Raw genomic sequence first — 13,674 nt, 5'->3', positions numbered from 1 at the left:
CGCCTGACTCGCTCCGCTGCCGCCTGACTCGCTCCGTCAGGGCCTCCGGTTCAGCACCGGTCGCGGTCCTCGGTCAGCACGCCCTGCGCGGTGGCCAGCGAGCGGTCGTAGCAGCCGTCGGAGCCGTGGAGCCGGTAGCGCTCGCTCGACGTGCCCACCGCGTGCCGCTGTTCCCGCGGGACGTTCAGGGTGTAGGCGGCGTCGCCGCTGTAGGTGTCGTCGAGCCGGGACCAGGCGGTGCGCCGGCCGGCCCGTCGCTCCACGATGTCGGCGCGGTCGCCGAGGGTCAGTTCGGTGCGCAGCCGGTCGTCCGGCCCGGTCGTCGTGGCGCCGTTCATCGTGTACGTCCGACGGGTGTGAGTCGTCCGCGCGGGGCCGTACCCGGCGACGGTGACGGTCTCGTCGTCGGTCCAGGCCGCGTCGAGTCCGTCGGTGGTCTCGCCCTCGGTCCAGCGGTGCGCGGAGGTGTGGGCGAGGACGCGGCTGACGGTGGTGGTCACCCGGCCGTGCGAGGTGTCGAGGTAGCCGGAAACGGTCAGCCGGTGCCCGGCATCCGTGTCCACGCGGTTCTCCGCACCGGGCGTGTACGTCGACGTGTTCACGGGATCGGTGTCCTTGCCCACGGTCAGCGCGCCGGTGACGTGTGCCCGGTGCGCGTCGCGCCAGACCAGGACGTTCACCGGAGTGCTCCACCCCGACTGGCCCTCCGGGACGCCGGCGACGGAGACCTCGACGCGGTGCGGCCGCCCGTCGTTGAGCAGACCGGCGAACGGTGTCAGGTCGTACTCGACGGGCCGGACGTCGAAGGCGCGGGGGGCCGGGAGGACGTACCAGAGGAAGGGGTTGGACCAGCCGCCGGTCCAGACGTTCGGGAACGGCGCGGCGATGCCCGCGAGCCGGCCGTCGACCCGGATCCGCACCTCGCGGTAGGGCCCGTGATCGGCCTTGCAGGAGTACGACGCGGGATCGGCCACGGTCAGGTACCAGAACTCCTCGCAACCGCCTCCCGACCCGGTCGCGTACACCTCGGCGACGATCCGCTCGCTGTTGCGCGGCGTGGTCAGAGTGGTGCCGTCGGGCGTGTCGGCGAGGGTGAGGACACGGTCCGGTGCGGGGGTCTCGGGGCGGCCGGCGTAGAAGGTGAGGGTGACGTGGACGTCGATGACGCCGGTGTAGGTGTCGTCCACGACATTGCCGATGAGCATCTCGACGTCGTGCGCCCCGCGGAAGGTGTCGCTGTAGCGGGTGACGTCCTTCTCGACGTGCCACGCGATGCCGTCGGGCGAGGGCTCGGGGGTGGAGGTGCGCAGGATCTCGACACCGCCGACGTGCAGATAGCCGAGCCGGTCGTACTGACGCCCCTTCACCTTGCCGTCGAGGCGCAGGACGACCTTGCTCCAGCGGTCGCCGCAGCCCTCGGGCGGGGTATACGCGCCCCGGTAGGGGGTGTAGTCGCGGAACTGGGTGTCCGCCAGGGTGACCTGGCAGGACCTGGTGTGCGGCCGGTCGGGCGGCGGTGCCGCGGTCACCGGGTCGTGCCAGTCGGTGCCGAACTCGGCGGGGACGTCCGCCGGGCGGGCGGTGGCGGCTCCGGCACCGAAGAACGTGCTCACCAGAAGGGTCGCTCCGGCGAGCATGGACATGACTATCCGTCTGCTCATGGCCGCTGTTCTACGGCGTGTTCGCCTCCGGCCGCAATGAGATCTCCGGACATACGGAGGCCTCGCCCCCGCTCCCCGCACGGCACCTGCGGCATGACAGAGAGGCGTTCGGTGATATAAGCGGATCTTACTGACATAGTGCCGTCATGGAGATCGTGAAGGGGTCCCCCACGGGGCCGGAATCCACCCATCGGCAGGCCCGACGGGAGCGTTCCCGGTCTTCCCCGCACATCCGTCGCGCGGTCCTGACGCTCGCCGGTGCCGGTGTCCTCGCCGGTGCCGTCGCCCTCACCGGCCTGCTCCCCCACGGCATCCACGGCTCACCCGCACCGGGCCCGGCCGCCTCGCCGGACCGGACCGCCCCGTCCGGCCCCGCCCCCTCCTCCGGCGCCCGGGGCATCGGCGACCCGCTGATGCCGCTGGCCGGCAACGGCGGCTACACCGTCCGCCGCTACACGCTCGACTTCGACTGGCGGGCGCCCCGGACGCCCTTTCCCGCCGGCGCCGCCATCAGCGCCACCGCCACCCAGGCCCTGTCCCGCTTCGACCTGGACTTCGCGGGCAACACCCTGCGCGAGGTCACGGTCGACGGCGCCCCCGCCACCGCCGTGCGCGACGGCGACGAACTCGTCGTCACCCCCGCCCGGCCCATCCAACGCGGTGCCACCTTCACCGTCCGCGTCCGCTACACCGCCGACCCGACCCTGCAACGCCACCGCGACGACGCGATCCAGGACTACGGCTGGGTACCCACCGCGGACGGCACCCTGGTCTACGCGCAGCCCGACGGTGCGAAACTGGTCTTCCCGGCGAACGACCACCCCAGCCTGCGCGCCCCGGTCACCTTCCACATCACCACCCCCACCGGCCTCAGCGCCGTGGCCAACGGCCGGCTCGTCGAGCGGACCCGGCAGGCGGACGGCCGCACCCGGTGGACGTACGACTCCGAGCAGCCGATCGCGGCCCAACTGGTCCAACTGGCGATCGGGAAGTTCACCTTCGTGGACACCACCGGCCCGCACGGACTGCCCGTCCGGGACGTGGTCCCCGAGCACCTGACCGGCGACACGGAGCCGTACCGCTCACTGACCCCTGATCACCTCGCCTGGCTGGAGCAGCGGCTCGGCCCGTACCCGTTCAGCCGCTACGGCGTGCTCGTCGGGGACACCGACCAGTCCGTGGCGCTGGAGACGCAGTCGCTCTCCGTCGTACCGAAGGACGACCTGCTCGGCGACCGGGTCGACGCCGAACGCGACCTCGTCCACGAACTGACCCACCACTGGACGGGCGACAGCGTCGCGCTGCGGCGCTGGTCCGACCTCTGGCTGAGCGAGGGTCACGCCCGGTTCTACGAACGCCTGTACTCCGAGGAGCACGGCGGCGCGAGCCTGGAGGACACGATGCGAGCCGCCTACGAACAGCACGACCAGTGGCGGCACGACGACGGAGCGCCCGCCGAGCCCACCGGGCCCACGCTGTTCAAGCTGATGCGCTACGACGGCTCCGCCCTGGTGCTCTACGCCCTGCGGGAGAAGGTCGGCGCCGGCATCTTCGAGCGGATCGAGCGCTCCTGGGTGACGACGTTCCGGGGCCGGGCGGCCGGAACCCGGGACTTCGTCACCCTCGCGTCCAGGGTGGCCGGCGAGGACCTGACGCCCTTTCTGACGGCCTGGCTGTACGGCCCGCACACCCCGCCGATGCCGGGTCATCCCGACTGGCGGACGGACCCGGTCGAGGACTGATCCGCACGCCGCCGACCGAGTGGCCTGTGCCCGGCCGCTCGGCCACCCCGGTGACGGTTGGCGCGACGTGGCGCCGAAGGCACGGAAACGTACCAGGGGTGGCGAACAGGACAACTCCTTCGTCCTGGTGTGTCGAGCATGTCTGGAGACCGTGCAATGAGAAGACCGGCCGCCCCACGCGTTCCCAACGCCCTCCGCGGGTACCGCCGAACGGCCTGCGTGATCGCGTCGGCGGCAGTGCTGGCACCGCTGCTGCTCATCCCGCTGTCCGGCGAGGAGGGCTCCTCGGACCGCCGTCTCCAGGACGCCTTCGAGGACGCCGCCCGCGAGTACCACGTGCCGCGCAGTGTGGTCATGAGCGTGTCCTATGTGCAGTCGCGCTGGGACGCGCACCCCGGCTCCCCCAGCGTCGCCGGCGGCTACGGCCCGATGCACCTGCTCGACACGGCCCTGCCCACGTCCCCGGCTGCGGCGGCCGGCGGCCAGGCGCAGGACGACACCGCCGTCCGGCCGCCCGTGGGCAAGTCGGCGGCGAGCCCCGCGGCATCCGGTTCTCCGAAGAACGACCACACGGTGCGGCCGGCGGACCTGGAGCAGGCGGCGCGCCTGATCGACGCCCCGGCGGAGCGGCTGCGCACGGACGCCGTCGCCAACATCCGGGGCGGCGCGGCCCTCCTCGCGGCCACCCAGCACAAACTCGGCAAGCCCCTCAGCGACAACCCGGCCGACTGGTGGGAGACGGTCGAGCGCTACCCGGGCACCCGCGACCTGACCTCGGCGGCCGAGTACGCCAACGACGTCTTCGACGTGATCCGCAAGGGCGCGCGCCGCACCACCGCCGAAGGGCAGGTCGTCACCCTCGCCGCCAGCCCCGGCGTCCGCCCCCGCGCCGCCCAGACCCAGACCCCGAAACGGGCCAAGGAGGTGGAGTGCCCGGCAGGGGTGTCCTGCGACTGGCTCAGCGCGCCGTACGAGCAGATCGACGACGACGGCGCCTACGGCAACCACGACGTCGCCGACCGGCCCCGGGACCAGAAGATCGAGTACATCGTCATCCACGACACCGAGGCCAGCCTGCGCAGCATGCTCCAGACCGTCCAGGATCCGACCGAGGCCTCCTGGCACTACTCGATCCGCTCCAGCGACGGCCACATCACCCAGCACGTCAGGACCAAGGACGAGGCCTGGCACTCCGGCAGCCAGTTCGTGAACTCGCACTCGATCGGCATCGAGCACGAGGGGTTCCTGACCCAGCCCGGCACCTGGTACACGGAGCGGATGTACCAGTCCTCGGCCCGGCTGGTGCGCTTCCTGGCGAAGAAGTACGGCGTCCCGCTCGACCGGCAGCACATCTTCGGCCACGACAACGTGCCCTCGCCGACCGCCGAGTCCATCCCGGACATGCACGACGACCCCGGCCCCTTCTGGGACTGGCGGCACTACTTCGACCTGCTGGGCGCCCCGCTGAAGGCCACGGCCGGACCGGACAGCGGCATGGTGATGATCCTCCCGGACTACGCCAGGCACAAGCCGTCGTTCACGGGGTGCGGCGGCCCCGGCGTGCCGTGCCCGCCGCACGGCTCCAGCGCCGTCCGGCTGCACACGGAGCCCTCCGACGACGCCCCGCTGATCCAGGACCCCGGCCGCAAACCGGACGGCGACCCGTCCACGGAGGACGTCAACGACCTCGGCTCGCGTGCCTCGGCGGGGCAGACCTTCGCCGTCACCGAGCGCAGCGGCGACTGGACGGCGATCTGGTTCCAGGGCCACAAGGCGTGGTTCCGGAACCCGACGAAGCAGCCGACGGCGGTCGGAGCGGCCGGCCGGATGGTGACGCCGAAGGAGGGCCTGGACGACATCCCTGTCTACGGCCGTGCCCTGCCGGAGTCGGACGCCTACCCCGAGGACGTCGAGGAGCCGGCCGAGTCGCCGCTGCCGTACCGCTTCAAGGCCGGCCAGCGGTACGTGACCCAGGACCGCATCGGCAGCTCCTACGTCGACCGGTCGTCCTTCGCCGACACCCCCGAGCCGGTCATCAAGGGCCACGAGGGTTACTACGAGATCCAGTTCGGCCACCGGCTCGCCTACGTCCGGGCGAGCGACGTCGACGTACTGGCCGCCCCTGCCACGGCGGGGTCGTCGTCCACTGCCGGGTCCTCGGCCGGTGCCGGGCCGTCGGCCGCTGCCGGGCCGTCGGCCGGGCGCAAGAGCGGGCCGGCCGGGCATTAGACGGTCGGGCGACCGGCGGACAGTGCGGCGCGGTCCCCCATCACGATCACGGGATGGCGGGACGGGTCGAGCGTACGCAGCAGGAACTCCATGGCCTTCTCGGAGACGCTGACGCACGCCGAGGTGCCGCTGTGGTGGTCCAGGTGCAGCCAGATGCCGCCGCCCTTGGCCTCCCCCTGGGGACGGGTCGGGTCCAGGGGCGAGGTGCCGCGGATCCGGTTGTAGTCGATGGCGATGACGTAGTCGAAGTCGTGCTGGTGCGCCGCGTCCCATTCGGCCGGGGGCGCGTAGGCCGGATCCTGGCGGTACGGCAGCCGGGCACCCGGATCCCGCAGCCGTCCGCCCGCGTCGGACAGGGTGAAGACCCCGACCGGGCTGCGTCCGTCGTCCACGTGGTGGTGGGTGGTCCAGCCGTGCCGGCCGTTGTGGGCGGGCCAGCCGGCGACACGGTGCCAGTCGGTGCCGGTACGGGTGTACAGCACCACGGTCGAGTCGGAGGAGTTCTTCCCCTCCCCGTACACGGCCACCACCTGGCGAGAACTCGCCGGGATCCGCCGGAGCAGGCGGTCGCCGACACCCGGGACCCGGGTGGGATCCGCGGTGGACGGTCCAGGAGCCGGGTGCGCGGTGTGGCGCCGGCCGTCCGCTCCCGGCGCGTCGTCGGTTCCGGTGGAGCCGGCCGAGCCGGTGGAGCCGCCGCCACCGCAGGCCGTCAAGGCCGCCAGAAGGGTTGCCAGAGTTGCCACGGCGACCGCCGCGCGCCGCACGCTGTCGTTGCACACCGGTCCATGGTGGCATCACACATCGCTCGATCATGCGATCTACCCGGACCTCCCCTGTTCCTGGCGGTTTGTCACCCGATCGGGCCCGCCCGGCCGGAAGCCGTCGTCGCCTCCATGGTGGGTCCGTACCTGCACGGCGACCTGGCGGAACGGGTGTCGGCGGACGCGCGGGGAGCTTCATCTCGGCCTGACGGCGGGCCTGTTCGTGCTCGCGCTCGGCGTGCAGGCCGTGTTCGTCCAGCAGGTGCGGCTGCGCGGCGCGATGCCGGGCGAGCGGATGCTCGCCGACCTGCGCGAGGACTTCCTCGTCCGGTCGGTCGGGCTGCCGCCCGGTGTCCTGGAGCGGGCGGGCACCGGCGATCTGCTGTCCCGCATCACCACCGGCATCGACCGCCTCGCCAACGCCATGCGCGAGGCCGTGCCGCAACTGGCCATCGGTGTGGTGTGGGCCCTGCTGCTGCTCGGCGGGCTGGTCGTGACGGCCCCGGCGCTCGCGGCGGCCGTGCTGGTCGTGGTCTGCCGGTGGTACTTCCGGCGGGCGCCCTCGGCCTACCGCTCCGAATCCGCCGGCTACGCCGCCGCGGCCCTCGCCGAGACGGTGGACGCGGGCCGCACCGTCGAGACCCACCGCCTCGGCGCCCGCCGCGTCGCGCTGCCGGAACTGCGGATCAAGCGCTGGGCGGCCTGGGAGCGCTACACGCTCTGGCTGCGCTCGGTGCTCCTTCCCGCGATCAACGCCGTCCACCTCATCGTGCTCGGCTCGGTCCTGATGGCCGGAGGCGTGTTCGTGCTCCACGGCTGGATCGGGGTGGGCCGGCTCATCACGGGCGCCCTCATCGCACAGATGCTCGGCGACCCCGTGAACCTGATCCTGTGCTGGTACGACGAGGTACAGGTGGCGCAGGTCTCGCCGACCCGCCTGGTCGGAGTGCGGGAGGTCGAGCCGGCCGCCGGCGACGGCTCGCCGCACCCGGACGGACGGGACGTGCGCGCCGACCGGGTGCACTTCGGCTACCACGAGGGCGTCGACGTGCTGCGCGGGATCTCCCTGGACGTCGCGCCGGGCACCCCGCCGGCCCTGGTCGGCCCGTCGGGCGCCGGCAAGTCCACCCTCGGCAGGCTGCTCGCCGGGATCTACGCTCCCCGCGCCGGGCGGATCACCCTCGGCGGGGCGGAGCTGTCCCGGATGCCCGCCGAGCGGATCCGCTCGCATGTCGCCCTCGTCAACCAGGAACATCACGTGTTCGTGGGGACCCTGCGCGACAACCTGCTGCTCGCCCGCACCGACGCGACGGACGCCGAGCCATGGGCGGCGCTGGGCGCGGCCGACGCCGACGCCTGGGCGCGAGCGCTGAACGGCGGCCCGGACGCCGAGGTCGGCTCGGGCGGGCTCGCGCTGACTCCGGCCCAGGTCCAGCAGATCGCGCTGGCCCGACTGATCCTGGCGGCCCCGCACACGCTGGTCCTGGACGGGGCGACCTCGCTGCTCGACCCACGGACGGCGCAGCACCTTGAGCGCTCCCTCGCCCGTGTCCTGGACGGGCGCACCGTGGTGGCCCTCGCCCGCCGGCTGCACACCGCCCACGACGCCGACGTGATCGCCGTCGTCGAGAACGGCCGCATCAGCGAGCTGGGCGGACATGACGACCTGGTGGCGGCTCAGGGGGCCTACGCGGCGCTGTGGCGGTCCTGGCACGGCTGACGGCCAAGCGCCGTCGGGCCGGGTGGCGCGGTCATGCGCGGGAGTGTGACCGGGCGACGGCTCGGCAGGCGCCGGTACGGCCCCCAGGCCGGCGGTGCCACCCGGTCGCGCCCAGGCACCCGGCCGGTTTCCGCCGGGCGGCTCGCCGAGAGCCTGGAGCCCTGTGCCGCCCAGGCCCCGCTTCGTTCCCATCCGTCCGCAATGCGCCGACGCGGTGCCCGGCCGGTGCCCGTGCCGTTGCGCGGTGCCGAGGCGGGGTGGAAGTCTGGGAAGCGGCACCGGTACGGAATCCGTCCGGGAACCGAACGGCTCGCGTGGTGTGCCCGCGCCGCCCGTGCCGACGGCCCGTGACCCGTCCGGGCACCCCGCGGCCGCCCTCACCACCTGGAGGTACTCGTGGACACCGACGGTTGGGGGGACGACGTCTACCAGCCCGATCCCTCGGAGATCCTGGAGGACACGGGGGTGCTCGACGTCGAGGACACCCTGGACTCCGACGGCGTCGCCGAACCCCTCGACCGAGGCTGGTCCCCTCCCGAGCGGCCATGGGCGGTGAACCACCTCGGGGTGACGGCCGCCGAACGTCAGGCGGGCGAGACCCTCGATCAGCGCCTCGCGGAGGAACTCCCGGAATCGGCCGCGCCGGACGGCGACGGCATCGGTGACTGTGACGGCAGCGACGGGGAACTCCTCGACAACGAGGTCGGCAACTTCCGCTCCGGCCGTCTGGTCGCCCCCGACGAGGGCGCGCACGAGGACGAGGAGGCCGCGCTCGTCGCCACCGATATCGGCATCGACGGTGCCGCCGCCTCCGCCGAGGAGGCCGCGATGCACGTCGTCGACGAGGACACCCTTCCGGGCTGACCCGCACGCCCCCTGCCCGACCGCCCCGCACCTGGAGCCGCCATGCAGCAGGACAAGCACCCCGACTACCACCCCGTGGTCTTCCGTGACCGCGCCGCGGGGTACGCCTTCCTGACCCGGTCCACCGCGCGGAGCGAGCAGACCATCGAGTGGGACGACGGCCAGAGCTACCCGGTGGTCGACGTGGAGATCTCCTCCGAGAGCCACCCCTTCTACACGGGCAAGGCCCGCACCGTGGACACCGAGGGCCGCATCGCCCGCTTCGAGCGCCGCTACGGCGGCCCGGACGCCGGCGTGACGAGCTGACGGCCTGGCCCCCGCCAAAGCGGCGGTGGCTCAGATCAGGTTGAGGGCCGCCGCGCAGCCCGCTCCCCCGAGCAGCATGAACGCGGGCATCAGCACCTTGAGCTCCACCCAGCTGCCGGCCCGGAACCGCATCGGCTTCGGCGGGCCCAGGGGGTACCAGCGCTTGCGGCCGATCGGGATCGGCCACAGGACGGGGCAGCCCGAGACGGTCAGCGCGTCCCCGAGGTCGTGGACCAGGGCGCCGAGCACGATCGGCAGGCCCAGCCACAGGTACTCCTGTCCGGGGTCCGTGAACAGCCAGTCCGAGCCGTTGCCCGGCTTGTCCAGGATGCCCGCGAGGATCCAGGCACTGGTCGCTGCCAGCAGCCAGACCAGCACATCGCTGCTGGAACCGCGCGCCGCCCGCCACAGCAGCCCCTCGATGGCCAGCACCATGTGCACGAAGAGGATCGCCAGCACCGCCCAGCGGCCGCCGAAGATCGCCGCGGCGGAACTGCCGGCGCCGATCAGGACCGCCCACAGCCAGGTGTGCGTCAGTGTGCGGTGGCCGCCGGAGCGGCGCGGGTCCCCCTTCATCCTGGTCGCCTTGTAGACGGCGTAGGACAGCTTGTCGACTATCTCGCAGATCCAGCGGGAGACCGGCCCGAAGGCGCGGGAGATGGTGGCGGCCTTGTGGTCGAGGTCCGGGGCGAGGGCGGCACCGGCGCAGATCAGGGCACCGACCAGCAGCACGGGCCAGGGCATCGGGTGCCCGGCCGCGGCGGCGGCCGCTCCTACGCCGAGCCAGGCCGCGGCCCCCGACAGTGAGTGTGCTGGTCCCATCATGGCCGCTGCCCGCCCCATTCCTCATGTGCGGCTGTCCAGTTGGCCTGGTGCGCTGACGCCGCGTCGGCCACACAGCGTAGCGGTCATGATCTTCGGGCCCGCAGCCGATTCCCCCCTCGGCCCGAAGGCCAGGCAAGATGGGGGTGTGACCCTCATCGATCAGTTGCCGCCGACCGCCGATCCCGACGCCCTCTACGAAGCCTTCGAGTCGTGGGCGCAGGAGCGCGGTCTCACCCTCTATCCCCACCAGGAGGAGGCGCTGATCGAGGCGGTATCCGGGGCGAACGTGATCGTCTCGACGCCCACCGGGTCCGGCAAGAGCATGATCGCCGCGGGCGCGCACTTCGCGGCACTGGCCCGGGACGAGGTCACCTTCTACACGGCGCCGATCAAGGCACTGGTGTCGGAGAAGTTCTTCGAGCTGTGCAAGCTCTTCGGCACCGAGAACGTCGGCATGCTCACCGGCGACGCCTCGGTGAACGCCGACGCTCCGGTGATCTGCTGCACCGCCGAGGTGCTGGCGTCGATCGCGCTGCGTGACGGCAGGAACGCCGACGTCGGCCAGGTCGTCATGGACGAGTTCCATTTCTACGCGGAAGGCGACCGCGGCTGGGCCTGGCAGATCCCGCTGCTGGAGCTGCCTCAGGCGCAGTTCATCCTGATGTCGGCCACGTTGGGCGACGTGTCGTTCTTCGAGAAGGACCTGACACGGCGTACCGGCCGCCCCACCTCGGTGGTGCGCTCCGCGACCCGCCCGGTTCCGCTCTCCTACGAGTACCAGCTCACCCCGCTCACCGAGACGCTCACCGACCTGCTGGAGACGAAGCAGGCCCCCGTCTACATCGTGCACTTCACGCAGGCACAGGCCGTGGAGCGGGCGCAGGCGCTGATGAGCATCAACATGTGCTCGCGCGAGGAGAAGGACCGGATCGCCGAGCTGATCGGCAACTTCCGCTTCACCACGAAGTTCGGCCGCAACCTGTCGCGGTACGTCCGGCACGGCATCGGCGTCCACCACGCCGGCATGCTGCCCAAGTACCGGCGCCTGGTGGAGAAGCTCGCCCAGGCCGGTCTGCTGAAGGTCATCTGCGGCACGGACACCCTCGGCGTCGGCGTCAACGTGCCCATCCGCACCGTGCTGTTCACGGCCCTGACCAAGTACGACGGCAGCCGGGTGCGCACGCTGCGCGCCCGGGAGTTCCACCAGATCGCGGGCCGGGCCGGCCGGGCCGGGTTCGACACGGCCGGACTCGTCGTGGCGCAGGCGCCCGAGCACGTCATCGAGAACGAGAAGGCCCTGGCGAAGGCGGGCGACGACCCGAAGAAGCGGCGCAAGGTGGTGCGCAAGAAGGCGCCGGAGGGCTTTGTCGCCTGGACGGAGAACACCTTCCAGAAGCTGATCGAGTCGGACCCGGAGCCGCTGACCTCGCGTTTCCGGGTGACGCACACGATGCTGCTGTCGGTGATCGCCCGTCCGGGCAACGCCTTCGAGGCGATGCGCCACCTGCTGGAGGACAACCACGAGCCGCGCCGGCAGCAGTTGCGGCACATCCGGCGGGCCATCGCGATCTACCGCTCGCTGCTCGACGGCGGGATCGTGGAGAAGCTCGACCAGCCGGACGCCGAGGGCCGCATCGTCCGCCTCACGGTCGACCTCCAGCAGGACTTCGCGCTCAACCAGCCGCTGTCCACCTTCGCGCTCGCGGCGTTCGAACTCCTCGACCCGGAATCGCCGTCGTACGCCCTGGACATGGTGTCGGTCGTCGAGTCCACCCTGGACGACCCGCGGCAGATCCTGGTCGCCCAGCAGAACAAGGCGCGCGGCGAGGCCGTCGCGGCGATGAAGGCGGACGGTGTCGAGTACGAGGAGCGCATGGAGCGCCTCCAGGACGTCACCTACCCGAAGCCGCTGGAAGAGCTGCTCTTTCACGCCTACAACACCTACCGCAAGAGCCATCCGTGGGTCGGCGACCACCCGCTGTCGCCGAAGTCGGTCGTCCGGGACATGTACGAACGGGCCATGTCCTTCACGGAGCTGGTGTCCTTCTACGAGCTGGCCCGCACCGAGGGCATCGTGCTGCGCTACCTCGCCAGCGCGTACAAGACCCTCGACCACACCATCCCGGACGATCTGAAGTCCGAGGATCTGCAGGACCTGATCGAGTGGCTCGGCGAGATGGTCCGCCAGGTCGACTCCAGCCTGCTCGACGAGTGGGAGCAGTTGGCCAATCCGGAGGAGATGACCGCCGAGGAGGCCCAGGAGAAGGCCGACGAGGTGAAGCCGGTCACCACCAACGCCCGCGCCTTCCGGGTCCTGGTCCGCAACGCGATGTTCCGCCGGGTCGAGCTGGCGGCGCTGGACCAGGTGGACGCACTCGGCGAGCTGGACGCCGAGTCGGGCTGGGACGCCGATGCGTGGGGCGAGGCGATGGACAAGTACTGGGACGAGTACGAGGACCTGGGCACCGGCCCGGACGCCCGCGGCCCCAAGCTGCTGGTCATCAAGGAGGAGCCGGAGAACAGTCTCTGGCGCGTCCGCCAGATCTTCGACGACCCGAGCGGCGACCACGACTGGGGCATCAGCGCGGAGGTCGACCTCACGGCCTCGGACGCCGAGGGCCGTGCGGTCGTCCGTGTCACCGATGTCGGCCAGCTGTGAGCCAAGGAGGGTCGCGCCGATGACGAATCCGGCCGAGCGCCTGGTCGATCTGCTCGACTTGGAGCGGATCGAGGTCGACATCTTCCGTGGCCGAAGCCCGCAGGAGTCCCTGCAACGGGTCTTCGGCGGCCAGGTGGCGGGCCAGGCGCTGGTGGCCGCCGGCCGCACCACGGAGGGCGACCGGCCCGTGCACTCGCTGCACGCGTACTTCCTGCGCCCGGGCCGCCCGGGTGTGCCGATCGTGTACCAGGTGGAGCGGGTCCGCGACGGCAGGTCGTTCACGACCCGCAGGGTCACGGCCGTGCAGCAGGGCCGCACGATCTTCAATTTGACCGCCTCCTTTCATCAGGCTGAGGAAGGACCGTTCGAGCACCAGCTGCCGCCGGCCCGCGAGGTGCCGGACCCGGAGTCGCTGCCGACGGTGACCGAGGAGATCCGCAAGCATCTGGGCACGCTGCCGGAGCAGTGGGAGCGCATGGCGCGCCGCCAGCCCTTCGACATCCGCTATGTGGACCGGCTGCGCTGGCACCCGGACGAGATCGACGGAGCCGAGCCGCGCAGCGCGGTGTGGATGCGGGCGGTCGGACCGCTCGGTGACGACCCGCTGGTCCACACCTGCGCGCTGACCTACGCCAGCGACATGACCCTGCTGGACGCGGTCCGTCTGCCGGTCGAACCGCTGTGGGGGCCGCGCAACTTCGACATGGCCTCGCTGGATCACGCCATGTGGTTCCACCGGCCGTTCCGCGCGGACGAGTGGTTCCTGTACGACCAGGAGTCGCCGATCGCCACCGGCGGGCGCGGTCTGGCCCGTGGGCGCATCTACGACCTGCGGGGGCGTCTACTCGTCTCGGTCGTCCAGGAGGGCCTCTTCCGGGCCCTGTAGCGGGCTGCCCGTGCCGGC

General features: G+C 72.0%; 9 protein-coding genes and 1 pseudogene. 7 read left to right on the top strand and 3 right to left on the bottom strand.

Features of this window, described 5'->3' with window-relative positions:
* Positions 1-50: 50 nt before the first annotated feature.
* The gene (locus NX794_RS06615; protein ID WP_309505966.1) at positions 51-1,661 is read right to left on the bottom strand and encodes a peptide-N4-asparagine amidase; all 1,611 of its coding nucleotides are present in this window, start codon (positions 1,659-1,661) and stop codon (positions 51-53) included.
* 413 nt (positions 1,662-2,074) lie between these two features.
* On the opposite strand from NX794_RS06615, the gene NX794_RS06610 reads away from it, so the two are divergent.
* Positions 2,075-3,403 (top strand): M1 family metallopeptidase, encoded by a 1,329-nt coding sequence (locus NX794_RS06610; protein WP_428985861.1) that lies wholly within the window; start codon positions 2,075-2,077, stop codon positions 3,401-3,403.
* A gap of 156 nt (positions 3,404-3,559) precedes the next feature.
* Positions 3,560-5,632: an N-acetylmuramoyl-L-alanine amidase gene (locus tag NX794_RS06605; RefSeq protein ID WP_428985857.1), complete on the top strand. Its 2,073-nt coding sequence runs from the start codon at positions 3,560-3,562 to the stop codon at positions 5,630-5,632.
* Here NX794_RS06605 and NX794_RS06600 read toward each other — a convergent pair.
* A complete protein-coding gene (locus NX794_RS06600; protein WP_258777254.1) occupies positions 5,629-6,378 on the bottom strand; it encodes a hypothetical protein in 750 nt (249 codons plus the stop codon). The genes NX794_RS06605 and NX794_RS06600 overlap by 4 nt on opposite strands.
* A gap of 135 nt (positions 6,379-6,513) precedes the next feature.
* Between NX794_RS06600 and NX794_RS06595 the strand changes: the two are divergent.
* From NX794_RS06595 to NX794_RS06585, 3 genes and pseudogenes are all read left to right on the top strand, one after another.
* A pseudogene (locus NX794_RS06595) lies at positions 6,514-8,116 on the top strand (ABC transporter ATP-binding protein); the annotation flags it as partial.
* Between the two features lie 396 nt (positions 8,117-8,512).
* Complete coding sequence (locus tag NX794_RS06590; protein WP_258777253.1) at positions 8,513-8,980, top strand: DUF5709 domain-containing protein; 468 nt, start codon at positions 8,513-8,515, stop codon at positions 8,978-8,980.
* 42 nt (positions 8,981-9,022) lie between these two features.
* Positions 9,023-9,286, top strand: coding sequence for a type B 50S ribosomal protein L31 (locus tag NX794_RS06585; protein ID WP_258777252.1), 264 nt, complete (start codon positions 9,023-9,025; stop codon positions 9,284-9,286).
* Between the two features lie 30 nt (positions 9,287-9,316).
* On the opposite strand, the gene NX794_RS06580 is transcribed toward NX794_RS06585, so the two are convergent.
* Entirely contained in the window at positions 9,317-10,111 is a 795-nt protein-coding gene (locus tag NX794_RS06580) for a metal-dependent hydrolase (protein ID WP_258777251.1), read from the bottom strand.
* A 145-nt stretch (positions 10,112-10,256) separates the two neighbouring features.
* Between NX794_RS06580 and NX794_RS06575 the strand changes: the two genes are divergently transcribed.
* Positions 10,257-12,770, top strand: coding sequence for a DEAD/DEAH box helicase (locus NX794_RS06575; RefSeq protein WP_258777250.1), 2,514 nt, complete (start codon positions 10,257-10,259; stop codon positions 12,768-12,770).
* Positions 12,771-12,789: 19 nt separating this feature from the next.
* A complete protein-coding gene (locus tag NX794_RS06570) occupies positions 12,790-13,656 on the top strand; it encodes an acyl-CoA thioesterase (RefSeq protein WP_258777249.1) in 867 nt (288 codons plus the stop codon).
* The last annotated feature ends 18 nt before the right edge of the window (positions 13,657-13,674 follow it).

The organism is Streptomyces pyxinicus, from assembly GCF_024753135.1.
Classification (GTDB): Bacteria; Actinomycetota; Actinomycetes; order Streptomycetales; family Streptomycetaceae; genus Streptomyces; species Streptomyces pyxinicus.
The sequence above is the reverse complement of the archived record's forward strand: the minus strand, read 5'-3'. Positions and strand labels throughout refer to the sequence as shown.

Excerpts from the sequence above, each read along its gene's own strand:
- NX794_RS06605 (WP_428985857.1), top strand. The coding sequence starts at position 3,560 with ATGAGAAGACCGGCCGCCCCACGCGTTCCCAACGCCCTCCGCGGGTAC.
- NX794_RS06610 (WP_428985861.1), top strand. The coding sequence starts at position 2,075 with ATGCCGCTGGCCGGCAACGGCGGCTACACCGTCCGCCGCTACACGCTC.
- NX794_RS06585 (WP_258777252.1), top strand. The coding sequence starts at position 9,023 with ATGCAGCAGGACAAGCACCCCGACTACCACCCCGTGGTCTTCCGTGAC.
- NX794_RS06580 (WP_258777251.1), bottom strand. The coding sequence starts at position 10,111 with ATGATGGGACCAGCACACTCACTGTCGGGGGCCGCGGCCTGGCTCGGC.
- NX794_RS06570 (WP_258777249.1), top strand. The coding sequence starts at position 12,790 with ATGACGAATCCGGCCGAGCGCCTGGTCGATCTGCTCGACTTGGAGCGG.
- NX794_RS06615 (WP_309505966.1), bottom strand. The coding sequence starts at position 1,661 with ATGAGCAGACGGATAGTCATGTCCATGCTCGCCGGAGCGACCCTTCTG.